The organism is Paenarthrobacter sp. NPDC056912 (assembly GCF_042786555.1).
Classification (GTDB): Bacteria; Actinomycetota; Actinomycetes; order Actinomycetales; family Micrococcaceae; genus Arthrobacter.
Window position 1 is genome coordinate 1 of the sequence record NZ_JBHUCD010000028.1, and the last position, 23,589, is coordinate 23,589.

27 protein-coding genes are annotated in these 23,589 nt (G+C 62.9%); 14 read left to right on the forward strand and 13 right to left on the reverse strand.

Annotated features, from left to right (window positions below; all coding sequences use genetic code 11):
* Positions 1-57: 57 nt before the first annotated feature.
* Positions 58-1,074 carry a UDP-glucose 4-epimerase GalE gene (gene galE, locus ACFRJ9_RS22105; RefSeq protein WP_377672569.1) on the reverse strand — a complete coding sequence of 339 codons (1,017 nt, stop codon included), beginning with the start codon at positions 1,072-1,074 and terminating at the stop codon, positions 58-60.
* 80 nt (positions 1,075-1,154) lie between these two features.
* On the opposite strand from galE, the gene ACFRJ9_RS22110 reads away from it, so the two are divergent.
* Entirely contained in the window at positions 1,155-1,781 is a 627-nt protein-coding gene (locus ACFRJ9_RS22110; protein ID WP_377672572.1) for a TetR/AcrR family transcriptional regulator, read from the forward strand.
* Between the two features lie 101 nt (positions 1,782-1,882).
* Positions 1,883-2,494, forward strand: a complete 612-nt coding sequence (locus ACFRJ9_RS22115; protein ID WP_377672575.1) for a hypothetical protein — start codon at positions 1,883-1,885, stop codon at positions 2,492-2,494.
* Between the two features lies 1 nt (position 2,495).
* On the opposite strand, the gene ACFRJ9_RS22120 is transcribed toward ACFRJ9_RS22115, so the two are convergent.
* Complete coding sequence (locus ACFRJ9_RS22120; RefSeq protein ID WP_377672578.1) at positions 2,496-3,338, reverse strand: hypothetical protein; 843 nt, start codon at positions 3,336-3,338, stop codon at positions 2,496-2,498.
* 13 nt (positions 3,339-3,351) lie between these two features.
* Positions 3,352-4,377, reverse strand: a complete 1,026-nt coding sequence (dapD, locus tag ACFRJ9_RS22125) for a 2,3,4,5-tetrahydropyridine-2,6-dicarboxylate N-succinyltransferase (protein WP_377672582.1) — start codon at positions 4,375-4,377, stop codon at positions 3,352-3,354.
* Between the two features lie 117 nt (positions 4,378-4,494).
* Between dapD and dapE the strand changes: the two genes are divergently transcribed.
* Complete coding sequence (gene dapE, locus ACFRJ9_RS22130) at positions 4,495-5,619, forward strand: succinyl-diaminopimelate desuccinylase (protein WP_377672585.1); 1,125 nt, start codon at positions 4,495-4,497, stop codon at positions 5,617-5,619.
* A gap of 78 nt (positions 5,620-5,697) precedes the next feature.
* On the opposite strand, the gene ACFRJ9_RS22135 is transcribed toward dapE, so the two are convergent.
* From ACFRJ9_RS22135 to ACFRJ9_RS22150, 4 genes are all read right to left on the reverse strand, one after another.
* Complete coding sequence (locus ACFRJ9_RS22135; protein ID WP_377672588.1) at positions 5,698-6,600, reverse strand: amino acid ABC transporter permease; 903 nt, start codon at positions 6,598-6,600, stop codon at positions 5,698-5,700.
* Positions 6,597-7,247 carry an amino acid ABC transporter permease gene (locus ACFRJ9_RS22140; protein ID WP_377672591.1) on the reverse strand — a complete coding sequence of 217 codons (651 nt, stop codon included), beginning with the start codon at positions 7,245-7,247 and terminating at the stop codon, positions 6,597-6,599. Before ACFRJ9_RS22140 ends, ACFRJ9_RS22135 begins: the two co-directional genes overlap by 4 nt.
* 92 nt (positions 7,248-7,339) lie before the next feature.
* Positions 7,340-8,218 carry a glutamate ABC transporter substrate-binding protein gene (locus ACFRJ9_RS22145; RefSeq protein ID WP_377672594.1) on the reverse strand — a complete coding sequence of 293 codons (879 nt, stop codon included), beginning with the start codon at positions 8,216-8,218 and terminating at the stop codon, positions 7,340-7,342.
* 53 nt (positions 8,219-8,271) lie between these two features.
* A complete protein-coding gene (locus tag ACFRJ9_RS22150) occupies positions 8,272-9,027 on the reverse strand; it encodes an amino acid ABC transporter ATP-binding protein (RefSeq protein WP_377672597.1) in 756 nt (251 codons plus the stop codon).
* A gap of 163 nt (positions 9,028-9,190) precedes the next feature.
* On the opposite strand from ACFRJ9_RS22150, the gene ACFRJ9_RS22155 reads away from it, so the two are divergent.
* The 4 genes from ACFRJ9_RS22155 to ACFRJ9_RS22170 all read left to right on the forward strand — a co-directional run bounded on the left by ACFRJ9_RS22155 (position 9,191) and on the right by ACFRJ9_RS22170 (position 12,071).
* Positions 9,191-10,030, forward strand: a complete 840-nt coding sequence (locus ACFRJ9_RS22155; protein ID WP_377672600.1) for a TIGR00730 family Rossman fold protein — start codon at positions 9,191-9,193, stop codon at positions 10,028-10,030.
* 18 nt (positions 10,031-10,048) lie between these two features.
* On the forward strand, positions 10,049-10,390 hold the full coding sequence (locus tag ACFRJ9_RS22160; RefSeq protein ID WP_377672603.1) for a DivIVA domain-containing protein: 342 nt from the start codon (positions 10,049-10,051) through the stop codon (positions 10,388-10,390).
* Positions 10,391-10,470: 80 nt separating this feature from the next.
* Complete coding sequence (locus ACFRJ9_RS22165; RefSeq protein ID WP_377672721.1) at positions 10,471-11,676, forward strand: hypothetical protein; 1,206 nt, start codon at positions 10,471-10,473, stop codon at positions 11,674-11,676.
* Between the two features lie 227 nt (positions 11,677-11,903).
* Positions 11,904-12,071 carry a DUF3117 domain-containing protein gene (locus ACFRJ9_RS22170; RefSeq protein WP_064721643.1) on the forward strand — a complete coding sequence of 56 codons (168 nt, stop codon included), beginning with the start codon at positions 11,904-11,906 and terminating at the stop codon, positions 12,069-12,071.
* A gap of 133 nt (positions 12,072-12,204) precedes the next feature.
* On the opposite strand, the gene ACFRJ9_RS22175 is transcribed toward ACFRJ9_RS22170, so the two are convergent.
* Positions 12,205-12,837, reverse strand: a complete 633-nt coding sequence (locus ACFRJ9_RS22175; protein ID WP_377672606.1) for an O-methyltransferase — start codon at positions 12,835-12,837, stop codon at positions 12,205-12,207.
* A 232-nt stretch (positions 12,838-13,069) separates the two neighbouring features.
* Here ACFRJ9_RS22175 and sigE point away from each other — a divergent pair, with 232 nt between their 5' ends.
* The 3 genes from sigE to ACFRJ9_RS22190 are packed head-to-tail and all read left to right on the forward strand — an operon-like array spanning position 13,070 to position 15,021.
* The gene (sigE, locus tag ACFRJ9_RS22180; protein WP_377672609.1) at positions 13,070-13,693 is read left to right on the forward strand and encodes an RNA polymerase sigma factor SigE; all 624 of its coding nucleotides are present in this window, start codon (positions 13,070-13,072) and stop codon (positions 13,691-13,693) included.
* Between the two features lie 7 nt (positions 13,694-13,700).
* A complete protein-coding gene (locus ACFRJ9_RS22185) occupies positions 13,701-14,615 on the forward strand; it encodes a hypothetical protein (RefSeq protein WP_377672612.1) in 915 nt (304 codons plus the stop codon).
* 31 nt (positions 14,616-14,646) lie between these two features.
* Positions 14,647-15,021 carry a Sec-independent protein translocase TatB gene (locus ACFRJ9_RS22190; protein ID WP_377672615.1) on the forward strand — a complete coding sequence of 125 codons (375 nt, stop codon included), beginning with the start codon at positions 14,647-14,649 and terminating at the stop codon, positions 15,019-15,021.
* Positions 15,022-15,045: 24 nt separating this feature from the next.
* On the opposite strand, the gene ACFRJ9_RS22195 is transcribed toward ACFRJ9_RS22190, so the two are convergent.
* Genes ACFRJ9_RS22195 through ACFRJ9_RS22205 form a run of 3 tightly spaced genes read right to left on the reverse strand, consistent with a single transcriptional unit; the run spans position 15,046 to position 18,182 of the window.
* Positions 15,046-16,173: an Mrp/NBP35 family ATP-binding protein gene (locus tag ACFRJ9_RS22195; protein WP_377672618.1), complete on the reverse strand. Its 1,128-nt coding sequence runs from the start codon at positions 16,171-16,173 to the stop codon at positions 15,046-15,048.
* Positions 16,174-16,177: 4 nt separating this feature from the next.
* Positions 16,178-16,918 (reverse strand): DUF1003 domain-containing protein, encoded by a 741-nt coding sequence (locus tag ACFRJ9_RS22200; protein WP_377672621.1) that lies wholly within the window; start codon positions 16,916-16,918, stop codon positions 16,178-16,180.
* A complete protein-coding gene (locus tag ACFRJ9_RS22205; RefSeq protein ID WP_377672623.1) occupies positions 16,899-18,182 on the reverse strand; it encodes a magnesium transporter MgtE N-terminal domain-containing protein in 1,284 nt (427 codons plus the stop codon). Before ACFRJ9_RS22205 ends, ACFRJ9_RS22200 begins: the two co-directional genes overlap by 20 nt.
* 76 nt (positions 18,183-18,258) lie before the next feature.
* Between ACFRJ9_RS22205 and ACFRJ9_RS22210 the strand changes: the two genes are divergently transcribed.
* Positions 18,259-19,086, forward strand: a complete 828-nt coding sequence (locus ACFRJ9_RS22210; protein WP_377672625.1) for a general stress protein — start codon at positions 18,259-18,261, stop codon at positions 19,084-19,086.
* Positions 19,087-19,188: 102 nt separating this feature from the next.
* Here ACFRJ9_RS22210 and ACFRJ9_RS22215 read toward each other — a convergent pair whose 3' ends face one another.
* On the reverse strand, positions 19,189-20,763 hold the full coding sequence (locus tag ACFRJ9_RS22215) for an aminopeptidase P family protein (RefSeq protein WP_377672627.1): 1,575 nt from the start codon (positions 20,761-20,763) through the stop codon (positions 19,189-19,191).
* Between the two features lie 80 nt (positions 20,764-20,843).
* Here ACFRJ9_RS22215 and ACFRJ9_RS22220 point away from each other — a divergent pair, with 80 nt between their 5' ends.
* The 3 genes from ACFRJ9_RS22220 to ACFRJ9_RS22230 all read left to right on the forward strand — a co-directional run bounded on the left by ACFRJ9_RS22220 (position 20,844) and on the right by ACFRJ9_RS22230 (position 22,722).
* Positions 20,844-21,689: a PHP domain-containing protein gene (locus tag ACFRJ9_RS22220; RefSeq protein ID WP_377672629.1), complete on the forward strand. Its 846-nt coding sequence runs from the start codon at positions 20,844-20,846 to the stop codon at positions 21,687-21,689.
* Between the two features lie 13 nt (positions 21,690-21,702).
* Positions 21,703-22,311 (forward strand): MarC family protein, encoded by a 609-nt coding sequence (locus tag ACFRJ9_RS22225; protein ID WP_377672631.1) that lies wholly within the window; start codon positions 21,703-21,705, stop codon positions 22,309-22,311.
* A 72-nt stretch (positions 22,312-22,383) separates the two neighbouring features.
* Positions 22,384-22,722 (forward strand): YciI family protein, encoded by a 339-nt coding sequence (locus ACFRJ9_RS22230; RefSeq protein ID WP_377672633.1) that lies wholly within the window; start codon positions 22,384-22,386, stop codon positions 22,720-22,722.
* On the opposite strand, the gene ACFRJ9_RS22235 is transcribed toward ACFRJ9_RS22230, so the two are convergent.
* On the reverse strand, positions 22,719-23,588 hold the full coding sequence (locus ACFRJ9_RS22235) for a DNA-methyltransferase (RefSeq protein WP_377672635.1): 870 nt from the start codon (positions 23,586-23,588) through the stop codon (positions 22,719-22,721). The two genes, ACFRJ9_RS22230 and ACFRJ9_RS22235, sit on opposite strands and share 4 nt — an antisense overlap.
* Position 23,589: the final 1 nt, after the last annotated feature.

The following is a 23,589-nucleotide window of genomic DNA, read 5'->3' on the forward strand; positions in this document are numbered from 1 at the left end:
CCTCGCGCGAGGTGGGCGGCCGCCGTCGTTGGTTCTGCCAGCGGGCCTGGAGGCCGGTTAGGAAGCGTTGTACCCGAAGGGGTTGTTCTTCTGCCAGCGCCAGTGGTCCTCGCACATCTGGTCCACGGTCTTGGTGGTGGACCATCCGAGGTCGGCCAATGCGGAGGAGGCGTCTGCCCAGAAGGCCGGGAGGTCGCCTGCACGGCGGCCGGTGATCTCGTAGGGCAGTTCGTGGCCTACGGCTTTCTCGAAGGAGCGCAGGACTTCCAGCACGGAGGAGCCCTTGCCTGAGCCGAGGTTCCAGCGGCGGACGCCCGGACGTTCGGCGATGAAATTTAGTGCTGCCACATGGCCCTCGGCGAGGTCCACCACGTGGATGTAGTCTCGCTGGCACGTTCCGTCGGGGGTGTCGTAGTCCCCGCCGAAGACCATCAGCTTCTCGCGGCGCCCAACGGCAACCTGTGCAATGAACGGTACGAGGTTGTTCGGAATGCCTTGGGGATCCTCGCCGATGCGGCCGGACGGGTGCGCGCCAACCGGGTTGAAATAGCGCAGTAGTGCGATCTGCCAGCGGGGATCGGCGTTGCCCAGGTCCGAGAGGATGTCCTCGATCTGTTCCTTGGTGCGGCCGTAGGGGTTGTTGGCGCCGATCTCCATCTTCTCGATGTAGGGGATCGGGTTGTGCTCGCCGTACACGGTGGCCGAGGAGCTGAACACGATGGAGCGGACGTTGTGCTTGTCCATTGCCCGGAGCAGGTTCAGGGTGCCCACGATGTTGTTGTAGTAGTAGGCCAAGGGTTCCTGGACGGATTCTCCGACGGCCTTCAGGCCCGCGAAGTGAATGACGGCGTCGATCTTGTGCTGGTCGAAAACGGCCTCGACGGCCGGCTCGTCCACCAGGTCCACGTTGTGGAAGGCAGCTGTCTTGCCCGTGAGCTCGGAGACGCGGCGCAGGGACTCTTCACTGGAGTTCACGAGGTTATCGAGGACGACGACGTCATGGCCGGCTTCCTGAAGGGACAGAACGGTGTGCGAACCGATGTAGCCGGTGCCACCCGTGACAAGAATTTTCATGGTGTCTACGCTATCGGAAATCGAAGCCACGCCGCGCAGTGTTGAGCAAGGTGGAAGCACGTTTGTGCTAAAAAATACTGGTGCCCAAAATTGTTGATGCCGAAGCCCGGCGCCAGGAAGTTGTCCAAGCAGTATTCCGAATCATTGCCAGCGACGGTTTGGAGCGGGCCTCCCTTCGTGAAGTAGCTGATGAGGCCGATCTGGCCGTGGGCTCAGTTCGACACTACTTCGCCAGTAGCGATGAACTCCTGGTGTTCTCCTTTGGCATGGTTATTGACCGAATCGCCGGGCGCCTTGAATCTGCGTTGGCCGCCGTGGAGGAAGCGGACTACGCCAGCCCGCAGCAGCACACAGCCGTGTTGACCCTCCTTGGCCAGTTCTTGCCCTTGGATGAGGAACTGGCCGTCGATGCTTGTGTGTGGATGGCCTTCAGGCATGCGGCACGGATCAAGCCTGTCCTGGAAGGTGAAGCCGAACGAAGCCACAGGACTGTGGCAGCCGTCGTCGGTCGGCTGGTCATGGTCCTGAACCCCGGAGAGGCCAATGCCCAACAAACCCTCGTAACGGAGGCTGAAAGGCTCCTGGCGACCCTGGACGGGCTGTGCATGCACGCCCTGCTGCAACCTGACTGGATGACCGCAGAGATGTGCAGTGATGTCCTCACGGCCCACCTGCGGTCGCTGGGCGCAGTGCCCGCCGCTGGCTGAGCAGCACGGCTGCCCTTATTCAGGGTTTACCCGTCGCTGACGTGGGGTAGCCAACGGGAATAGACTGGGCATGTCGGGGACCTGCCAAGGGAGGAATTCGGATGCATGAGTCAGGCGGCCCGGGATGGCGCATCACCATGGACACGTCCGGGCCGATGCTCATAGCCCTGTACCTGCGGGACGTAGCGGGACTGGACGGTGTCGGAAAACCAGTCCTGTCCCATGCAGATCCGAAAGTTCGGCACGCAGACCATACGCATCTGACCTCCGACGTCGGAGGCGTCCCCGCGCTCAAGACCGAGTGGGAGGCCTGGTGGGAGCAGCTCGTCCGGTCCTATCCCGAACCCGCCCTCGAACTGGCGCCGCCCAGCTTCAAGGCCTTCGGCAATTCACCAGCCCTCCAGCGAGTCCTGCAAGCCCACTTTGGCTCAGCGCTGGGCTGGGCAACGGACAGGATTGATGAGTACGCGGACATCGAGGCTGCCCGGGAAGCCAACGGAGTGACGCACGTCCTTGGAGAAATGGTGGAAGACCGGCTCCTTGAAGTGGGCCGGAGCTCGCGGGACTTCGACCTCACCATCATCGAGCTTCCGCTGACGGAACCGCGGGCGTGGTACTTGGAGCCAAGCACCATGATCATGAGCCACAGGCTGCTATCCCAGCCCGACGTGTTCCGGAGCTACGTCCAGCCCGTGGTGGAACTGCTCGCCTGATCTACGTGGTGGGGGCGGACACCGTGATGGTGACAGTGTCCGCGGGGGCCGCGGACGCCTCCCAGCCATTGCGCTTTTCCCGGTTCCACGTTTGGCCGGCAGCGTCCACCTGAGTAATGGACAGCGACTTGGCGTTCGCAACGGCCCAGTGGGCTACAGCCCAGGCCTGCGTGCCGGTGATATCCAGATGCACCGAGCGTCCCTGGACGGTCGCCGCCGGGGTGCCAAACGCCGTCGTCAATTCTTCAAGGACGGCGGCAGGGTCGCCTGCCGCGTCAGGCATGCGCAGTTCACAGTTCAGTGAAGACTCCGAATGTCCGGTCAGGGCCGAAGCGAAAGCCCGTCCCATGCCTTCGTGCTGGGCATAGGCGCGGGGAAACGCCGAACGCTGGACCGCTTGGGCGGCCTGAGTGATCTCCATGGTCTCGTAGCCGGGCACTTTGACCAGTCCGTCGAAGAACGCGTTAGTTGCGTAGACGGGGTCCATGACTTGTGCTTCGGTGCCCCAACCTTGCGTTGGCCTCTGCTGGAAGAGTCCCCGGGAGTCGGGGCCGGCCTCATCGCCATAGTTGATGTTGCGCAACCTGGACTCCTGCATGGCGGTCGCCAAGGCGATGCTCGAAGCCCTCGGCGGCAGTCCGCGCTGGACGGAAATCGCTGCGATAAGGGAAGCGTTCGCTGCCTGATCGGTGGCGAGTTCGTAGCTTTCGGAACCCACGACGGCGACGCAGCGCTCCGAGACCAAAGTCTCGGAGCGCTGCAGTACAGCAACAATCGCGTAGATAGCACCTGCCACGAGGGCCAAAGCCAGCACCGCAACGATGGCGCGGCGGAACCGGCGCACGGACGTCCTCCTGCTAGTTGGCGTGAAGTGCCTCGTTCAGCTCAACCGTCTGGCCCTTGCGCGGAAGGACTTCCACGCCGCCTGTGGTGGAGTTGCGGCGGAAAAGCAGGTTGGGGACACCGGAGAGTTCCACAGCCTTGATGATCGTGCTGGTGTCCTCGCCGTTTTCGTCCTTGGGTCCCGGAACACGCACGCGGGTTCCGGCGGTGACGTAGAGGCCGGCTTCGACGACGGAATCGTCACCGATGCTGATGCCTACGCCGGAGTTTGCCCCTAGGAGCACGCGCTCACCGAGGGCGATCTTTTCCTTGCCGCCGCCGGAAAGGGTTCCCATGATGGACGCTCCGCCGCCAACGTCGGTGCCGTCGCCGGCCACAACGCCGGCAGAGATACGGCCTTCCACCATGGAGGTGCCGAGGGTGCCGGCGTTGAAGTTGACGAAGCCTTCGTGCATCACGGTGGTGCCCTCGGCCAGGTGGGCACCCAGGCGGACGCGGTCGGCGTCGGCAATCCGAACACCTGTGGGGACAACGTAGTCAACCATCCGCGGGAACTTGTCCACGCCGAAGACCACCACGTTGCCGCGCTTGCGCAGGCGTGCACGGGTCAGTTCGAAGCCATCCACTGCAGCCGGACCGAAGTTGGTCCACACGACGTTGGGAAGCTTGCCAAAAACGCCGTCCAGGTTGATGCTGTTCGGCTTGGCCAGGCGGTGCGAGAGGAGGTGCAAACGGAGGTAGGCGTCGGCTGTGTCTGCAGGCGCGGCGTCGAGGTCGATCTGGGCGAAGACCACCTTCTGCTCCGTGCCACGGTCGGCATCCTTGCCGTCTTCGGCAAGTGCCGTGAGCGCGGGGTCTGCGTTTTCAACGTCGCGCAGCGTCTCGGCAGCAACGCCAAGGGCCGGAGCGGGGAACCAGACATCCAGCACGGTTGCTTCCCCGGAAGCCGAGGTGGCGATGGTGGCGAGGCCGAATCCGTAGGCTGATCGGTCGTTAGCGGGTGCGTTTGCGGGCACAGCAGAGGAAGCAGTTTCAGTCATGGGCCAAGTGTATCCAGCAGTCGGAGGTCGGCTAAAACCCGTCTCACGCCCTGCAAGTCGCATTCGTGGTGAATCCTGGGTGCCCCAAGCACCAACAATGGTAGATATGGTGGACGGGTGACCCTGAACCCCGCTCCCGCCCTCCTCGACCTGCGCCAGGACGTTGCCGTGCTGACGGCGGCGCTGATCGACTTCAACAGCGTCTCCGGCAACGAGACCGATCTGGCTGATGCCGTCGAGTCCGCTCTGCGCGCCATCCCCGCCTATACGGTGGTCCGCGATGGCGACGCCATCATCGCCCGCACCGAACTTGGCCGTCCTGAACGCGTCATCCTTGCCGGACACTTGGACACGGTTCCGCTGCCCACGGTTGAAGGGTCGCTGGGCACCGTCCCGGCGACGTGGGAGTCCGGCGTTCCCGGCGAAGGCGTGCTCTATGGCCGCGGCACCACGGACATGAAGGGCGGCGTCGCGGTGCAGCTCGCCTTGGCGGCGACACTGTTCGACGACGGCCGTCAGCCGGACAAGGATGTCACCTTCGTCTTCTATGACCACGAGGAAGTGGAGGCCGTGAAGAGCGGCCTCGGCAGGCTCGTGCGCAATCACGGGGACCTCCTTCAGGGCGATTTCGCCATCCTCCTGGAACCCACCCACGGCACTGTGGAAGGTGGCTGCAATGGCACAAGCCGATTCGAGGCAACCACGCTCGGCGAGACGGCACACTCCGCCCGTGCATGGATGGGCAGCAACGCCATCCACGCTGCGGCACCCATCCTTGCCCGGCTGGCGGCGTATGAGCCCAGGACCATCAACGTGGACGGCCTCGACTACCGCGAGAGCCTCAACGCCGTCAAGATCAATGGCGGTACTGCGGGCAACGTCATTCCTGACCGCTGCGTGGTGGAGATCAACTACCGCTTCGCCCCGGACAAGACGCCGGATCAGGCCGAGGCCCATGTTCGTGAACTGTTGGAAGGGTTCGACGTCGTCCGTACGGACGCTGCTGCCGGCGCCCGCCCGGGGCTGAACCACCCGGCAGCCGCGTCCTTTGTTGCCGCCGTCGGCGCCGAGCCCAAGCCCAAATACGGCTGGACCGACGTCGCGCGCTTCAGCGAGCTCGGTATCCCGGCGGTGAACTTCGGGCCCGGTGATCCGCTGCTGGCGCACAAGGACAACGAACACGTCGACGCCGACGCCGTCCGTGAGTGCCTCCGTGCACTGAGGACGTGGCTGGAGGCTTAGCCCGGGAGGTTCCCGCAGGCAAGAAAGAAGGTCCGCAGCTTGGTGGCTGCGGACCTTCTTCGTGTCGGTGCAGGATTTCTACTTCTTGTCCGGGTTATCCGCGCCGGGAACGACGTTCTGTGCAACCGGGTCGTTGCCGGTTCCTTCAAGGCCAGTTCGAATCGTCATCGGAGCCATGCCGCCAGCAGCCTTCTTGGAGCCGCGGCGTTCGATCCAGATCGCAAGCCGGGACACCGAGAGGTTGATCAGGATGTAGATGGCTGCGCCCACGAAGAACGCCGGGAACAGGAAGTCCGGGCCCAGGAAGTCCGCCATGATCTGGATCTTCCTCAGGAGTTCCTCGTAGCCAACAATGTAGCCAAGCGAGGTGTCCTTGAGCAGGACCACCAGTTGCGCGACCAGCGACGGGAGCATCCGGCGCACGGCCTGGGGGAACTCGATGGACATTCGCGACTGGAAGCTCCGCAGGCCGATGGCCAGACCAGCCTCACGTTGTCCCTTGGGCAGCGACTGGATGCCCGCGCGCAGGATCTCGGCAAAGATGGCGGCGTTGTAGAGCACCAAGCCAACCACTACCGCTTGGAACTGACCGGTCGCGAAAACCAGCAGGACGAACAACATCATGAGGACAACAGGCATGCCGCGGAGGAACTCAAGAACTACCTGGGTGGGTATCCGGATCCACGCGATCAGTGAGATGCGGAGGAGGCAGAGCGCGATGCCGAGCGGAAAGGCGATGACCGCTGCCACGGCGGCCGCAGCCAGCGTGGCCAGGATTCCTTGGCCGATGAGGCTCCACACATCCGGGGCCATCGGGCCGTAGAAGATGACCCAGCGGTCGGCGTCGAAAATTCCTTGCTGGGCGAGCGTCATGATGGCGATGCCCAGGACAACGAGGATGATCAGGATTCCGAGTGCGGACCCCAGCAGTGAGTAAAGGCGGGCCTTGGGCCCGGGGACGTCGTACAGGACCGAGGTCATCGGGCAATCGCCACCTTTCGTTCAACAAAGTGCGCCAGGAGCCCCAAAGGCACCGTAATCAGGAGGTAGAAGAACGCCACCCCGAGCAGGATCCAAAGGACTTGGTCACCGTAGTCGTTGGTGAGCTGGCGACCGTAGCCGAAAAGCTCAAGGACGAAGAATGCGCCGGCCACCGAAGAGTTCTTGACCAGTGCGATCAGGATGTTGATCAACGGGGGTATGACTGTGCGGACAGCTTGGGGAAGCACAATGAAACCCAAAACCTGGGTGAATGTCATGCCAATGCTGCGAGCGGCTTCTGCTTGTCCGACCGGCACGCTGTTGACACCGGAACGGACGGCTTCAGCAATGAAGGCTGCCGTGTAGCTGCTCAACGCGATGATGGCAGCGACTTCGAATTGTTCGAATTTGACGCCCAGCCGGGGGAGAACAATTGCAGAGAAAAAGAAAATGATGGTCAGCGGGGTGTTTCTTGCGACTTCAACATAGAACATGCTGAAACCGCGGAGAGCAGCCACCGGGGAGACCCTCATGGCCGCCAGGATGGTGCCGACGATGAGGGCAATGATTCCTGAGATTACGGAGAGGTAGAGGGTGCGGAGAAATCCGTCCCAGTATTCGGGGAGGCTTGCTATGACGGCGTCCATGGCTTCCTTCGGCTGCAGCTAATCAGGGAACAGGGTCCTGGATTCGGCAACTGCCGCCGTCCGGTGGGACGGCGGCAGCCGACGGGTCCCGACTAGTAGCGGTTGATCGCAGGAAGTTCAGGCGTGGTCTTGATGACCTTGCCGGCCGTGGCTTCCCATGCCTTCTTGTAGGTGCCGTCCTTGGAGAATTCCTCAAGCTGGTCGTTGATCCAGTTGCGGAAGACGGTGTCGTCCTTCTTCAGGCCGATGCCGTAGGGCTCCTTGGTGAAGGTTTCGTCCGAGGCGAGCTTGAAAGCGTCCGGTTCCTTGTCAACGTAACCGGCGAGGATCACGTTGTCCGTGGTCACTGCGACAACCTGCTTGTTGCGCAGCGGCTCCAGGCAGGCGGTGTAAGTAGCGGCCGGAACAACTTCGGCACCGTACTTTTCGGCGATCGTCTTGGCGGGGGTTGATCCGGTAACGGAGCAGACCTTCTTGCCCTTGACGTCCTCCGGCTTGGTGATGGAGTTATCGTCCTTGTTCACCAAGAGCGCCTGGCCTGCCTCGTAGTACGGGCCGGCGAAGGAGACCTTCTGCTTGCGGGCATCGTTGATGGTGTAGGTGGCGATGACCAGGTCAACGCGTCCCTGTTCGATGAACGACTCGCGGTTCTGGGAGACAGTCTCAACCCATTCGATCTTGTCCGCCGGGATACCCAGCTTGGCGGCGATGTTCTTGCCGATTTCAACGTCGAAACCGACAGGCTTGCCGTCAAGGCCCTTCTGGCCGAAGAGCGGCTGGTCGAACTTGGTGCCGATGGTGATCTTCTGGGCCTTGTTCAGCTTTTCCATCGTGGTGCCGGCTTCGAAGCTGGCCGAGGCAACAGGGGCAGGCGTCGAGCCGCTTCCGCCACCGCAAGCGCTCAGCGAGAGAGCAAGCGCAGCCGACGCGGCCACCAGGAGTGATTTCCTCCGGGTAATAAGAGACTTCATGACGTTCCTTTCATTGGATGGCCGCCTTACGGCCGGATGCGGGCTGTAAGGAGCTAGTGGGTCAAAAGCTTGGACAGGAAGTCCTTGGCACGGGTGCTCTTGGGGTTGGTGAAGAATTCCTCAGGAGTCTCGTCCTCCACGATCTGGCCGTCGGCCATGAACACCACGCGGTCGGCGGCCTTGCGGGCGAAGCCCATCTCGTGGGTGACCACGATCATGGTCATGCCCTCTTTGGCCAGTTGGATCATGACATCCAGCACTTCGTTGATCATCTCTGGGTCCAGTGCGGACGTGGGTTCGTCGAAGAGCATCACCTTGGGCTTCATCGCGAGCGCACGGGCTATGGCAACACGCTGCTGCTGGCCGCCGGACAGCTGGGCGGGAAGCTTGGGAGCCTGGTGCCCCACACCAACGCGCTCGAGGAGGGCCATGGCTTCCTTCTCGGCCGTGCCCTTGGCGACCTTCTTTACCTTGATGGGTCCAAGCGTGACGTTCTCCAGGATCGTCTTGTGGGCAAACAGGTTGAAGGACTGGAAGACCATTCCGACGTCGGCACGCAAGTGGGCGAGGTCCTTGCCTTCTTCGGGAAGCTTCTTCCCGTCGATCGCGATGTCGCCGTCGTCGATCGTTTCCAAACGGTTGATGGCACGGCACAACGTGGACTTACCAGAGCCGGAGGGCCCGATGACCACTACGACTTCACCCTTCCGAACCTGAAGGTTGATGTCCTTGAGTACGTGCAATTGACCGTAGTGTTTGTTGACGCTGTTCAGGGAGACGAGCGCATCGCCGGACACATGAGTAGTCATACGACGAATCTAGCGAACAATGCGGAGAATATGACCACGGTCACGCCAAGTTGTCCAAGATCGTGACTGAACAGAAACCTCTTCCCCAGCGATATACCAGACTGCAATGTAAGAAGCGGGTCGCAGCGACTGAGCATGCATTCATCCGCGCTAGCCTAGGGCAATGAGCATCAGCCAGCACCCAATTCCCCGCCCGGATGCCAATGGCCACACCACGGGCAACAATGTGCCGCTTCCGTCTGCAATCGCACCGGCCCGGCATAAGGGCCCTTTGGAGCTTCGGCGCAAACAGGCGGACGGCGGAATGTCCGATCAGCATTTGCTGGATTCGAGCGGCGCCGGCCAGTTCATCCACACCGACCCTTGGCGGGTTCTGCGAATCCAGAGTGAATTCGTGGAAGGCTTTGGAGCGCTGGCGGATCTTGGGCCGGCTGTGAGTGTTTTCGGTTCCGCGCGTACCAAACCCGGAACCGAGTACTACGAGATGGCCGTGGATGTGGGCCGCAAGTTGGCGGAAGCCGGCGTTGCGGTCATCACCGGCGGTGGGCCTGGCTCCATGGAAGCTGCGAACAAGGGCGCCGTGGAAGGCAACGGTGTCTCCGTGGGCCTCGGCATTGAGCTGCCGTTCGAGCAGGGCCTCAACCAATGGGTGGACCTGGGTATCAACTTCCGGTACTTCTTCGCCCGGAAAACCATGTTCGTCAAGTACGCCCAGGGGTTCGTCGTGCTGCCCGGCGGGCTGGGCACGCTCGATGAACTGTTCGAGGCCATGGTCCTGGTCCAAACCCGCAAGGTGACCTCGTTCCCGATCGTGCTCCTTGGTGTTCGTTTCTGGGGTCCCATGATTGAGTGGATCAGGGACACCCTTGTGGCTGAAGGAATGGTGTCCGAAAAGGACCTTGACCTGATCCAGTTGGTGGATGATCCGGCCGACGCCGTCCACCGTGTCCTGCACGGATCACCCCTTCCGGCAGCCACCAACGGAAACCAACGCCCGGAGTAGCCGGCTCTTTCTGGCACGATGGTGCCTGTGAGCTTTTTCCTGGTGTTTCTCGCGATTGTCCTCATTGGAGCTGCGCTGTATCTCGGCGCCGGAATCGTTCGGGGGCGCTCCTTGGGGGCGGGCCTGGACGATCCGGTCCCGAATCTCCCGCCTGTGTTGTTGCCGGCCGGGGCCAAGCCTTCCGACGTCGATTCATTGCGTTTTGCCTTGGGCCTGCGGGGTTACCGGATGGACCAAGTGGACCAGGTCCTGGATGAGCTCAGGGATCAGTTGAGCGCCAAGGACCGCGAGATCGAGCGGTTGGGTGCGTTGGCCCATCGACGCCTGGGGGATGGCGAATCCAACCGGACCGAGCCGTGACCACCAAAGTTCCACTGCCTCCCGGCGGAGAGGGACCCACCGCCCGGCTTTCCAGGTCTGTCTCTGCCGCCGGAGCCCGCATGGCAGGGTGGCCCTGGTGGCTGCAAGTATCCCTGATTTTTATTGCGGCAAGGCTGGTGAGCGCCTGCATCTTCATGGCTGCCGCCATTCACCAGGGCACCAACCCCTGGTTCCCGCCTGCGCCTGACTATTGGAACTTCATCACCATCTGGGACGGCCGCTGGTACCAGGAAGCGGCTGACAACGGCTACCCGTCGGACTTGCCCGTGGATGGGAACGGAGTAGTCAAGGAGAATGCGTGGGCGTTCCATGCGTTGTTCCCCTTCCTGGCCCGCGGACTCGCCGCCATGACCGGAATGGGCACCTTGCCGGCACTCACGGCCATTGCGATGGTGGCCGGTTTGGGCGCCGCGCTGGTGATCTTCAAACTGTTCCGGGAGTTCGCAGGCAAACGTGCAGCCATGTGGGGCGTCATCTTTGTCTCCACTTTCCCCGTTTCGCCGATCCTCCAAGTCCCGTACGCCGAATCCTTGAATCTCCTGCTGTTGTCGGCCTCGCTATTGCTCGTAGTCCGGCGCCGTTACCTGATTGCCATACCTGTGGTCCTCCTCATGTGCCTGTCCAGGCCTACGGGAGTACCTTTTGCGGCAATGCTGGGACTCCTTCTGCTGTGGCGGTTGTGGCAGCGATACGGCCCATCGGCGGGGAGGACGTTGCCGCCGGGATCCGGCAGCGGTGCCGCTCCGACGTCGGTACGGAGCTTGGTATCGCTGACTGTGCTCGTGCTGGCCACAGGGCTGGGAGCTTTGGCCTGGCCCGCAATTGCCTGGGCCGTCACGGGGGACCAGGCTGCCTACACCCGGACTGAAACGGCCTGGCGCGGACACGATCTGGTGCCTTTCAAGCCCTGGTTCGACACGGGCAGGATGTTGTTCGGTCCGCTGCTGGGCGTCCTCGCGCCCTTTGTCTTCACTGCCTTGTTCATACTCGTCATGATGTCCAAACCGGTGAGGGCGCTGGGGACGGAGCTGAGGCTGTGGTGCGCGTGCTACATGGGGTACCTGCTGGTATTCCTGCATCCGCAAACGAGTACGTTCAGGATGTTGCTGCCCCTTTTCCCCTTGGCGCTCGGAGCGGCGCAGCTGTCCAAGTCGAAGGCGTACCGGGGGACCGTGGTGGTCATGTTCGTCCTCCTCCAGATTGTCTGGATCGTCTGGCTGTGGGCGTGGGCTCCCTTGCCCGGAGGCGGCGACTATCCGCCCTGACGTGGTGCTTTGTTGCTGATCGGCAATATGTACAAAGCCCGGACAAATACGCCGCTGATTCGCTACGGACGGGTAATTACGGGATAATGGACTACGAGCAAGGACAAAGCACTTAAACGGTGCCCGGCCAAGGCGGCCTCCCAAGCGGTGCCGCCGGCTGCAATTGCGACGCGGATCCAGCCCGGCCGGGTTGGCGTGACTTGGGACAAATGGAGGGGATTTTCCTAATGGCGGCTATGAAACCACGTACTGGCGACGGCCCTATGGAAGTTACCAAAGAGGGACGCAGCCTGATCATGCGTGTGCCACTCGAAGGCGGAGGGCGGCTTGTGGTCGAGCTCAACGCCGCCGAAGCGGAGAACCTCAAGGAATGCCTTGTAGGCGTTACTGAATAGATTCATGGGGCAGGGCCCGGCGCAAGCCGAGGCCCTGTTTTGTTTAAGCCGCTGTGTTTGTTGAGTCCCAAGACATAGATAAAGCCGGCGCCCTGAGGGCGCCGGCTTTATCTATGGTGAATGAGGCATTTTCCTATTTCTTGACGGCCACCAAAAGGCCGTCGCCGGTGGGAAGCATTGCGGAAGCGAGCCGCTCGTCGTCGCGAATGGCCTTGCCCACCTGGCGCAGAACCACGGTGGTCGAGTCCCGCGCCGCCGGATTGGCTACGCGGTCCTTGTCCAGTGCGTCGTTGATCACCAGGGTGCCGCCGGACTTGAGCAGGCGGATGGCTTGTTCAACGTAGCCGGGGAAGTTTGGCTTGTCGGCGTCGATGAACACGAGGTCGTATGCGGAGTCCGTCAGGCGCGGCAGGACATCGGCCGCCCGGCCGGAAATGGTGCGGGTCCTGTTCGCAGGGCTCCCGGATTCAAGGAACGCTTCGCGGGCGGCCTTGAGGTGCTCCACGTCGACGTCGATGGTGGTCAGCACGGCCTGGCCGCTCAACCCGCGCAGCAGGCAGACGCCCGACACTCCTGCGCCTGAGCCGACTTCAACGACTGTCTGCGCCTTGGACGCTGCGGCCAGTACTGTCAGCACTGCGCCGACGCCGGGGCTGACAGGGGTCACGCCGAGCTCAAAGGACCGTTCGCGGGCGCGCAACAACACGTCATCCTCAGCTGGCAGATCTTCTGCGTAGGACCAGCTGGTTGACTTGTCGGCACTCATGAAGGGTTCGCTTTCCGCGGGTAGGGGTGTTTTTACCAGACTACTGTGTCCTGCCCTGTAAACCCGCTGTTCGCAGCCGCCCGCGGCTGTGTCCGTCGTCGTATTTCGCCGTCCGTGGAAAACCCTGGCCAGTCAGGAAATTCCCAGACAAGCTTGGGATAATAATTGTCCGGTCATCCAAGAGGTGGGCGGCACCGGATGACGGTGAACCACAGTTTGAGGGGAGTGGACGATGCCGGCATCGCATGCTGCGCCAGTCCAAACATCGGAAAGCTTTGACGCGGTTGCCGATTGGGTCATGCCCAGTTGGGAGGAAGTGGTCGCGAACCACTCCGCGAAGGTATACCGCCTTGCCTATCGGCTGACCGGCAACAAGTTCGACGCCGAGGACCTCACCCAAGAGGTCTTTGTCCGAGTCTTCCGCTCGCTGGAGAATTTCAAGCCGGGAACCCTGGACGGCTGGTTGCACCGCATTACCACCAATTTGTTCCTTGATCAGGCACGCCGAAAGAGCCGGATCCGCTTCGATGCACTGGCTGAAGACGCAGAGTCCCGCCTGCCCGGCCGCGAGCCGGGTCCTGAACAGAGTTTCGAGCACAACAACCTGGACCTCGACGTCCAGCGTGCCCTTGAGGAACTCCCGCCCGACTTCCGTGCCGCCGTCGTGCTGTGCGATCTCGAAGGGCTCTCCTACGACGAAGTTGCCGAGGCGCTCGGCGTAAAACTTGGGACTGTAAGGTCCCGGATCCACCGCGGCCGGACTATGCTGCGGGAGAAACTCGCCCATCGCGACCCCCGTCCGGCAGAGGCGCGCAAGCCACGCCTGAAGATGCCCCGCATCGCCAGTCTCCATTAGGGCGTCGATGCCTCGACGCAAACTACGTCCGGGAAGTTCATCCCGGCCCACGTTGGCTGCCCTGCGCCACGTCCGTACTCCTGAACACCTTCAAGCCTGCGCCGAGTGCCGTGCCGCGCTTCACCGGGAACGGCAGTACCTTGAGCGACTACGCGGATCAGCTGTGCCCGAAGCCAGCCAGGACCTCGCAGCGCGGTTGATTCAGCACACCGAACGCTTGGCCAACCAGCCCGAATTTTCCGGCGCCGCTGCACCGAATCGAAGCGGTGCGTTGCGGAGTCTCCGTATCGCCGGAATAGCTGCTGGTACCTTGGCGGTCAGCGCCGGTGCCCTCGCTGTGTCGGCATATGTCGTGGCGGGTGATACCGAGGAGCCGGCATTCGCTTCAAGCAGCGACGCCGGTTTGCTTGCCGGCGCGCTGAAGGGCGGCCCGGCAGAACTCATGGCCAGCCCGGATTTCCGGCAGAACGGCACCGTTACCTTGAGCGGTGCCCAACTGGCTTCACTCAGGGAACAAGGCTGGGCATGCCCGGAATTGGCAGGACTTGGCTTCAGCGTGGTTTCAGCCCGCGCCACCCTGCATAACGGGCACCCCGCCGTGGAACTCAACCTGGAGAGCAACGGGCACTACGCCACCGTGGTGGAGGAGCACCTGCAGGCCGTGGAGGACGCTTCCGGCCGTACGGCTCCGGCACGGCTGTCCGTTACCCAGGGAAAGCCCTGGGAGGCCGTCTACGCCACGCCCGGCGCTGTGATCAGCTATACGTCCGACCTCCCGGCAGACGTGGCTGATGACGCCGTCCCGGAGATTGTTCGCGCAGGCGACTCCATGAGCCTTAGCACTTCTGTGCAGGGCTCCGAGTCGTGGTACGAGAGGCTGCTTCGTGGCCTCAGGACACTGCTCCGCCCTGCCGGTTTATGAGCGGCACCACAGACAAGGTAATCTTCGTAGCGTGTTTGGAATCAACGGCCCGGAGTTCATACTCCTTCTGATTATCGGCGTACTCGTCATCGGTCCCAGCCGTTTGCCCGAATACACTCAAAAGCTTGCCAATTTGGTGAAGGAAGTCCGTCGGATGGCATCCGGCGCCCGCGAGCAGATCAAGGAAGAAGTCGGCATCGATATCGATGAGGTCGACTGGAAGAAATACGATCCCCGCCAGTACGATCCCCGGCGGATCATCAAGGATGCGCTCCTTGACGACGAGTCCAAGCCCGTCAGCGCGGGAGCGCCTGCCGCAGTGGACAACAAGCCGAAGCCGCCTGCGCGTGTCATCGAGAAGCTGGCGGACGGCGAAGCCGCACCCTTCGATTCCGAAGCTACCTAACGGATCCCTGACAGAACGGACGTGTCAGCGGGGTTCGATGCCCAACGGCATGCCCGCCAGTCCGCGGGGCCGTGCCGCCAACATCCCGGCAATACTTTCCAACGCCTTGGCGGCGGCTGTTTCCGGTCCCGCGAGGACCACGGGTTTCCCGGCGTCGCCGCCCTCCCGCAACCGGATGTCCAACGGAATCTGCCCCAGTAGCGGGACGTCCGATCCGACTGCGGCGCTCAGGCGCTCAGCCAGGATGGCACCTCCTCCGCTGCCGAACAATTCCATGCGTCCGCCGTCGGGCATTTCAAGGAATGACATGTTCTCGATGACGCCAGCCACCTTCTGCCCTGTCTGGGTGGCAATGGTTCCTGCGCGCTCAGCGACGTCCGCAGCAGCCGCCTGCGGCGTTGTTACCACCAGGATCTCGGCGTTGGGCAACAACTGCGCTACGGAAATGGCGATGTCTCCAGTGCCGGGTGGCAGGTCCAGGAACAGGGCATCGAGGTCGCCGAAGTAGACGTCGGTAAGGAATTGTTCCAGGGCACGGTGGAGCATGGGACCACGCCACGCCACCGGTTGGTTGCCGGCAACGAACATGCCAATGGAGATGACCTTCACGCCGTAGGCAACCGGCGGCAGGATCATGTCGTCCACCTGGGTGGGTTTTTGCGTGATCCCCATCAGGGCCGGCACGGAGAAGCCGTGGACGTCGGCGTCCACGATGCCCACCCGAAGGCCCTGGGCGGCCAGTGCACAAGCCAGATTGACGGTAACGGAGGATTTACCCACCCCGCCTTTTCCACTGGCTACGGCGTAGACCTTGGTCAACGAACCAGCCTTGGTGAAGGGAATGCCGCGCTGTCCTCCCGGGCCGCGCAGCTGTTCCTTGAGCGCTTCACGCTGGGCCTGGGTCATGACTTTCAGCTCTACGTCCACGCCAGTAACGCCGGCCACCTGGGACAGGGCAGCTGTGGCGTCCTCGGTTATCGTCTCCCGCAGCGGACATCCTGCAATGGTGAGGAGTACGGCAACGCGGACGGTACCGTCGGGTTCGGCCGCCACAGACTCCACCATGCCGAGCTCCGTAATGGGACGTCGGAGTTCGGGATCAATAACTGTCGCCAAGGCAGCATGAAGCGCCTCGACGGATGGGGTACTCATGGGGTCAGGCTCGGCTTTCGGGCTTCTCGGGTGCGGCGGGTTTGCCACTGGAATGCTGCGGTCCTGTGCGCGGCGGGCGGACCCGCGGGATTTGCTGTGTTCGCGGACCACGCGACTTGTCGCGCTTCTCCTTGAGTTTCTCCTTGACCTTTTCGCCCGGGGACTCGGTTCCGCCCGCGGATCCCTCGCTTTCACGAAGCTCTTCCTGGGCGTCGATGATGTCCTCCAAAAGGCTCCGGAGTTCGGCACGGACGTAGTCGCGGGTGGCGACCTCGCGCAGGGCAATGCGAAGGGACGCCAACTCGCGCGTCAAGTACTCAGTGTCCGAAAGGTTTCGTTCAGCCCGCTGGCGATCCTGCTGCAGCGATACGCGGTCCCGGTCATCCTGCCGGTTTTGAGCCAACAGCAGCAGGGGCGCTGCATAGGAGGCCTGGAGTGAGAGCATCAGGGTGAGCAGGGTAAACCCCAACTCCATCCGGTCAAATTGCCATTCCGTGGGCGCGAAGGAGTTCCAGGCCAGCCAGAACACACAGAACACCGTCATGTAGACAAGGAACGTCGGTGTGCCCATGAACCGGGCGAAACCCTCGGTCGCATTGCCGAAGGCATCGGGGTTGGGGGAGAACTTGGGGAGGATCCGTTTCCGGCCGCTCAGCGGTGTGTCGAGGTTGCCGAGGCTGCTGCCCGTGCGTCCCGTGGACTTGGCGGATCGGGTGGCGTTGTTTTCAGCCAATGCGGCCTCCAAGTTTCCTTATAGGGGCGTCGTCCTCGTGGGCGCGCCAGTCATCCGGCAAAAGGTGATCCAGCACGTCATCAACAGTCACCGCCCCCACAAGACGGCCGTCGTCGTCGACGACGGGCAGCGAGTTCAAGTTGTACGTGGCCAGTGTCCGGGCTACTTCGCTGATGTGCGCCTGGTCCGACAACGGTTCCAGGTTCTTGTCCACGAGGTTGCCCAGCGGTTCCGGCGGAGGGAACCGCAAAAGTTGTTGGATATGGACCACGCCGAGGAAACGGCCTGTGGGCGTCTCCAACGGGGGACGGGCGATGAAGATGGAGGAGGCCAACGCGGGCGACAGCTCTTCACGGCGTACGTGGGCCAGGGCCTCGGCCACGGTGGCTTCCGGCGGCAGGATGACCGGGACAGGCGTCATCAGGCCGCCGGCAGTGTCCTCGTCATACTCCAGGAGTCGACGGACGTCTTCGGCTTCCTGCGGCTCCATGAGCTGCAACAGTTCTTCAGCCTGGGCGGACGGAAGCTCGGCGAGGAGGTCGGCGGCGTCGTCGGGGTCCATTTCTTCCAGGACGTCAGCGGCCCGCTCAACGTCCAAGGCGGACAGGATCTCCACTTGGTCGTCCTCCGGCAGTTCCTGAAGGACATCGGCCAGGCGCTCGTCCTGCAGCTCGCTGGCAACTTCGAAGCGGCGCTTATCGCTCATCTCCTGCAGGGCCTCAGCGAAGTCAGCAGGCTTGAGGTCCTCGTGGGTGGCAACGAACTGCGTGGCCGCTTGCGGCTCGTTATGGGCATCGGTCTGGGCATCCGCCCAATCGATGATGAGTGTTTCATTGCGGCGCAGCCGGCTCAGCGGCGACAACGAATGACCACGGCGAACGAACAGCTTGCTGACGAACCAGTCCTTGGAGCGGTGCTGGTCCATGGCGATGTCTTCGATGGTGGCGTCGCCACTGCCATCTGCCAGTGTGACGCGGCGATCGAACATTTCGGCAACCACCAAAGTTTCGGCGCCGCGCTGCTCGAAGCGGCGCAGATTGACCAGGCCGGTGCAGATGATCTGGGTCTGGTCGATGGAAGTAATGCGGGTCATAGGTACGAACACGCGCTTCTTGCCCGGTACCTCTACCACAATGCCCACTACGTGTGGTGCCCCGCGGGTTCCACGGGAGAGCACCACGACATCGCGCAATCGACCAAGACGGTCGCCCAAGGGGTCGAAGACGTCCAAGCCGAGCAGGCGCGCGACAAATACGCGTGAGGGATGTGTGCTCATATTTACAGGCTACCGAGTCTGCTCTCTTTTAGCTGAATTCCAGCCGGTTCACATATCCATGAGACACAATGGGGCTATGTCAAACATTTTTGGTGGTCCCAAAGCCGTTGAGGAATCCCGCAGCGTCCCCCAGGGTGACACTGTTGGCTCGTATACCTCGTATTTGGATGCCCAGAAGGCGGTGGACTACCTCGCTGACCAGCAGTTCCCGGTTCAGTTGGTGTCAATCGTGGGCAATGACCTCAAAATGGTGGAGCGGGTGACCGGCCGCCTGAGCTATCCGCGGGTGGCGCTGTCCGGAGCATTGAGCGGCATGTGGTTCGGTCTCTTCGTAGGCGTCATGCTCTCCTTCTTCACACCGGCCGGGGGCCCCTTCTCCATCATCACCTCAGTACTCATGGGTGCCGCCTTCTTCATGCTGTTCGGCATCGTGACCTATGCCACGCAGCGCGGAAAGCGTGACTTCACCTCTACCAGCCAGGTGGTGGCCACCAATTACGACGTCATCGTTGCAATGGAAGCCGCACACGAAGCACGCCGGTTGCTCCAGCAGCTGCCCATGAACCCCTCACAGGCGGCCACGGGACAGGCCAATAACTACGCCCCGCACAATGCTCCGTTCCAGCAGCCCGGCCAGGCCCCGGAGAGGCCCTCCACATGGAACGATCCCTACGGCCAGCGGGGCCCCGAAGCCACTGACGCCGGCGCTCCGGCGGGCCAGAACGCTCCTGACACCGCAGGAGCCCCGTCAAGCCAGCCCGCGCAGAACCCCACACCATCCGCCGTGCGCTACCCCGACCTTCCGGACGGTCGTCCGCAGTACGGTGTCCGCGTCTCCGAGGACCAGGACGCATCGCAAGAGGACGTGCAGCAGTCCGGCCCTGAGGGTTCGACCAAGCCGTAGCTCCAGGCGGCAGCCCGCCGCACACACGCACCAAGCACAGAAGGAAGGCCACCGGATATCACCGGCGGCCTTCCTTCTGTGTTTGTCTCCCAGGGCTGGGGCCTAGCTTGCGGCTTCCTGGTAGATGCCGGCCATCCAGGACTCGACGTCGTCGGCCTTGCGCGGCAACGCTGCGCTGAGGTTGACCGGACCGTCGGCCGTCATGAGGATGTCATCTTCGATCCGGACCCCGATGCCGCGGTATTCGGCGGGGATGGCGAGGTCTTCGTCCTTGAAGTACAGGCCGGGCTCAATAGTGAAGACCATGCCCTCGGTGAGGGTCCCGTCAAGGTAGAGCTCCCGCTTGGCCTGGGCGCAGTCGTGGACGTCCAGGCCCAGGTGGTGGCTGGTGCCGTGCGGCATCCAGCGGCGGTGCTGCTGGCCCTCGGAGCTGACGGCTTCCTCGACGGAGACCGGAAGCAGGCCCCACTCGGCGAGGCGTTCTGCCAGGACCGTGGTGGCAGCAGTGTGGATGTCGCGGAATTTCACGCCCGGCCGGGCGGCAGCGAATCCGGCATCGGCGGCGTCGAGAACGGCCTCGTAGACCTTGCGCTGGACGTCGCTGAAGGTGCCGTTGGCGGGCAGGGTTCGGGTGACGTCGGCGGTGTAGAGGGAGTCTGCTTCCACGCCGGCGTCCAGCAAGAGGAGCTCGCCGGCGTTGACGGTTCCTGAGTTGCGGTTCCAGTGCAGCACTGTGGCGTTGTTGCCGGAGGCGGCGATGGTGTCGTAGCCGAGTTCGTTGCCTGCCTCGCGGGCGCGGGCAAAGAAGGCGCCTTCAACAACACGCTCGCCGCGCTGGTGGGTCAACGCACGGGGGAGCGCGCGGACGACGTCGGCGAAGCCTTCCACCGTGGCGGCCACGGCGATCTTCATCTGCTCGATTTCCCAGGCGTCCTTGAGCAGGCGCAGTTCGGAGAGTGCCTCACTGAGCTTCTCGTCGAGGGCGTCGAGCTCACCAAGGTCAAGGTTGTCCGGGTCCTTGGCGGTGTTGTAGCGGGCGGTGTCCACCAAGGCGTCGATGTTCTCGTCCACCTTGCGGACCAGGCGGATGGAGATGCCACCGATTTCCGGGGCGCCCACGTTCTTGGTGATCGCTACTTCGAGCTGGTCGATGTGCGCGGTGGGCAGGCCCAGTCGGGCTTCGAATTCGGCCAGCGTGGGGCGGGCGCCGATCCAGAACTCACCGGCGCGGGAGTCGGCATAGAACTGCTCGGTGTCGCGGCCGGCCAGGGGACGGAAGTAGAGCGTCGCGGTGTGGTGACCGCCGTCGTCGCCCTTTCCCTCTGCGACCGGCTCAAGGATGAGGACGGCGTCGGGTTCGTGGTCGAGGCCCAAGCCCGTGAGGTGGGCGAACCCGGAGTGCGGGCGGAAGCGGTAGTCGCAGTCGTTCGAGCGGACCTTCAACGGACCGGCCGGGACTACGAGCCGTTCGCCTTTGAACAGTTCGGAGATGGTACGACGGCGGCGCGCGGCGTGGTCTGCGACGGCGTCACGCGCAGGGGTCACCTGCGGGGCGGGCGCCCAATTACTGGCCATGAATGCCTTGAAGGCATCGGACGTAGGCCTCTGTGAGCGGTTGTTGACGCGCTCTTGCAGTGGCTGGGAGGACGAGTTCTGGGTGTTTTCGGCATCGTTCACCGTTACATCGTCCCATCAGATACGCGAGGAGGCCAACGGCGCAACGCACCAAGCAGGCGCGCATCCCATAGGCTGTGAAAGTGAGGATAGACCTGCATGCACACTCGAATGTTTCCGACGGAACCGAGACACCGGCCGGGGTGATAATTTCCGCCGTTGCGGCTGGCCTCGACGCCGTGGCCTTGACCGATCACGATTCCACCGATGGCTGGGAGCCGGCCTCCGCGGCGGCCCGCGAACACGGCATCGCGTTTGTCCCGGGAATTGAGATCTCCTGCCGGACGGAGCAGGGCATCAGTGTGCACCTGCTCAGCTATCTCCACGACCCAAGCCATCCGGGCCTCCTGGAGGAGATCACCAAATCCAAGGACGCACGCCTGACCCGTGCCGAGCATATGGTCACGTTGTTGTCCGAGGATTATCCGTTGACGTGGGACGACGTTATCCACCACGTGGCTCCGGGTGCCACCGTGGGCCGCCCGCATATCGCTGATGCCTTGGTGGCCGCGGGAGTTGTCGCGGATCGGACGGAAGCCTTCACCTCCATACTCACTTCCCATTCCCGCTACTTCGTGCAGCACTACGCACCCAACCCGGCCTTCGCCGTCGAGCTTGTCCGCGCAGCCGGAGGCGTCCCGGTCTTTGCCCATCCGGTGGCCTCGGCGAGGGGCCGCATCGTGGGGGAGCGAACGTACTTGGAAATGATTGATGCAGGATTGCTGGGCCTCGAAGTGGAGCACCGGGACAACCCTGAGGAAGGGCGCACATTCCTGCGTGAACTGGCGGCCAAGCACGGCTTGTTCGTGACGGGTTCGTCGGATTACCACGGAGCCGGCAAGCCGAACCTCCTGGGAGAGAACATGACGTCGCCGGACGTATTGGCGCAGATTGAGGAGTTGGCAACGGGCAGCACGGTAGTTCGGTGAAGGGAGTCCGCTGATGGATCTGCAACTGCTCGCATCGGTGATTGTCACGCTGTTCGTGATCATGGATCCACCAGGAACCGTGCCGATTTTCATGTCCTTGACGGCCCAGATGTCGGCCAAGGACCGGAACCGCTCGGCGTTTCAGGCGCTCCTGGTGGCAACCGGTGTCATAGTGGTGTTCGCGATCTTCGGCCAGTCCATCCTCAACTACATGCACATCTCCCTTGCGGCCCTGCAGGGCGCCGGAGGACTGCTCCTGGTGCTGATCGCTTTGCAGCTGCTGACGGGTTCAACCAGCGGCGAGGAAAACGCTGCCAAGTACAAGAACGTGGCCTTCGTGCCGTTGGGCACGCCCCTCATGGCAGGGCCCGGTGCGATCGTGGCCGTCATGGTCTTCGTTCAGCAGTCCAACGAGTTCTCGCAGTATCTCGCAGTCGGACTGGGCATCGCTGTCACCCTTGCATCCCTGTATCTGGCCATGCGTTTCGCGGGCGTCGTGCAGCGGGTGCTTGGCGAGAATGGCGTGGAGCTTGTCACCAGGATCGCCGGCCTGTTGCTCTCGGCCATCGCCGTGCAGATGATCGCCGATTCCGTGACCGCCTTCGTGCAGGGTGTCGCCTGAATCCAGGCTGAGGCACGGAACGGGTTGACCGCAACCGTTGCTCCCGGCCCATAGGCGGGGCACCATCGAAGCATGACTAAATACTTGATCTCGTTCCCGAGCGAAGCCATGGTGGTCACGCCCGAGGAGTTCCCGGTTGTCGTCGCAGAGTCGCACGCAGTGATCAGGGAGGCGAAAGCGGCCGGCGTCTACGTCTTCGGCGGCGGTATCGCAGAAGATATAGATCCTGTGGTGGTCTCCGCTGACGGATCGGTGGGAAGCAATCTTTACCCGGGTTCCGAGCTCACGGGCGGGTTCACCGTGCTGGAAGTGCCAACGCGGGAAGACGCCGTGGAATGGGCCAGGAAGATCGCGAAGTCATGCCGTTGCCCGCAAGAGCTCCGCGAGTTCATGTACGACCCCGAAAGCTAACTCAGGATCTGGTGGAACTCGGCCTTGCCACCCAAACGCTTCTGCATCACCGCGATGGCCTGTTCGTTCTGGTCGACGCACACGAAGCTGCGTCCCAGTTTGGCGGCGACCGCGCCGAGGGTCCCGGAACCTGCGAAGAAGTCGAGGCACCAGTCGCCTTCCCGGCTTGAGGCTGAGACGATCCTGCGCACGAGGCCCTCGGGCTTCTGGGTGGGGTAGCCGGTCTTTTCCCGGCCGGTCGGCGAAACAATCGTGTGCCACCACACGTCCGTGGGCAGCTTGCCGAGCTCACGCTTGGCAGGTGTGACCAGGCCCGGTGCCATGTAGGGTTCACGGTCCACTTCGGCGTTGTCGAAGTGGTACTTGGCGGGGTTCTTCACGTACACCAGGATGTTGTCGTGTTTGGTGGGCCACCGGTTCTTGGCCCGGGCACCGTAATCGTAGGCCCAGATGATCTCGTTCAGGAAACATTCCCGGCCGAAGATGGAGTCAAGCATCACCTTGGCGTAGTGCACTTCGCGGTAATCGAGATGCAGGTAGAGGGTGCCGTCGTCGGCCAGCAGCCGCCAAGCCTCTACGAGCTTCGGCTCCAGGAACGACCAGTAGTCGCTGAAGGCGTCGTCGTAGCTGTGCAGGGCGCCCTTGATGGTGTCGTAGGAGCGGCCCTTGAAGCCGACGCGGTCGCCGTCGCCGTCCGCGTTACGGACCATACGGGTTTCCTGGCGCCGTTGGACCCGTCCTGTGTTGAAGGGAGGGTCCACGTAAATGAGTGTGAAGGCGCCGTCCGGCAGCGTTGGGAGGAATTCCGCGTTGTCCGCGTGCACCACCAGGTTGCTGCCGTCCGGCGCCCAAACAGTTTCAGTCATT

Bases quoted from the DNA above. Each gene is read 5' to 3' on its own strand.
- ACFRJ9_RS22165 (WP_377672721.1), top strand. From the start codon at position 10,471: ATGGCAGGGTGGCCCTGGTGGCTGCAAGTATCCCTGATTTTTATTGCG.
- ACFRJ9_RS22140 (WP_377672591.1), bottom strand. From the start codon at position 7,247: ATGGACGCCGTCATAGCAAGCCTCCCCGAATACTGGGACGGATTTCTC.
- dapD (WP_377672582.1), bottom strand. From the start codon at position 4,377: ATGACTGAAACTGCTTCCTCTGCTGTGCCCGCAAACGCACCCGCTAAC.
- ACFRJ9_RS22155 (WP_377672600.1), top strand. From the start codon at position 9,191: ATGAGCATCAGCCAGCACCCAATTCCCCGCCCGGATGCCAATGGCCAC.
- ACFRJ9_RS22175 (WP_377672606.1), bottom strand. From the start codon at position 12,837: ATGAGTGCCGACAAGTCAACCAGCTGGTCCTACGCAGAAGATCTGCCA.
- sigE (WP_377672609.1), top strand. From the start codon at position 13,070: ATGCCGGCATCGCATGCTGCGCCAGTCCAAACATCGGAAAGCTTTGAC.
- ACFRJ9_RS22230 (WP_377672633.1), top strand. From the start codon at position 22,384: ATGACTAAATACTTGATCTCGTTCCCGAGCGAAGCCATGGTGGTCACG.
- ACFRJ9_RS22145 (WP_377672594.1), bottom strand. From the start codon at position 8,218: ATGAAGTCTCTTATTACCCGGAGGAAATCACTCCTGGTGGCCGCGTCG.
- ACFRJ9_RS22115 (WP_377672575.1), top strand. From the start codon at position 1,883: ATGCATGAGTCAGGCGGCCCGGGATGGCGCATCACCATGGACACGTCC.
- ACFRJ9_RS22160 (WP_377672603.1), top strand. From the start codon at position 10,049: ATGGTGCCTGTGAGCTTTTTCCTGGTGTTTCTCGCGATTGTCCTCATT.
- ACFRJ9_RS22150 (WP_377672597.1), bottom strand. From the start codon at position 9,027: ATGACTACTCATGTGTCCGGCGATGCGCTCGTCTCCCTGAACAGCGTC.
- ACFRJ9_RS22235 (WP_377672635.1), bottom strand. From the start codon at position 23,588: ATGACTGAAACTGTTTGGGCGCCGGACGGCAGCAACCTGGTGGTGCAC.
- ACFRJ9_RS22170 (WP_064721643.1), top strand. From the start codon at position 11,904: ATGGCGGCTATGAAACCACGTACTGGCGACGGCCCTATGGAAGTTACC.
- ACFRJ9_RS22195 (WP_377672618.1), bottom strand. From the start codon at position 16,173: ATGAGTACCCCATCCGTCGAGGCGCTTCATGCTGCCTTGGCGACAGTT.
- ACFRJ9_RS22135 (WP_377672588.1), bottom strand. From the start codon at position 6,600: ATGACCTCGGTCCTGTACGACGTCCCCGGGCCCAAGGCCCGCCTTTAC.
- ACFRJ9_RS22205 (WP_377672623.1), bottom strand. From the start codon at position 18,182: ATGAGCACACATCCCTCACGCGTATTTGTCGCGCGCCTGCTCGGCTTG.
- ACFRJ9_RS22210 (WP_377672625.1), top strand. From the start codon at position 18,259: ATGTCAAACATTTTTGGTGGTCCCAAAGCCGTTGAGGAATCCCGCAGC.
- galE (WP_377672569.1), bottom strand. From the start codon at position 1,074: ATGAAAATTCTTGTCACGGGTGGCACCGGCTACATCGGTTCGCACACC.
- ACFRJ9_RS22225 (WP_377672631.1), top strand. From the start codon at position 21,703: ATGGATCTGCAACTGCTCGCATCGGTGATTGTCACGCTGTTCGTGATC.
- ACFRJ9_RS22185 (WP_377672612.1), top strand. From the start codon at position 13,701: ATGCCTCGACGCAAACTACGTCCGGGAAGTTCATCCCGGCCCACGTTG.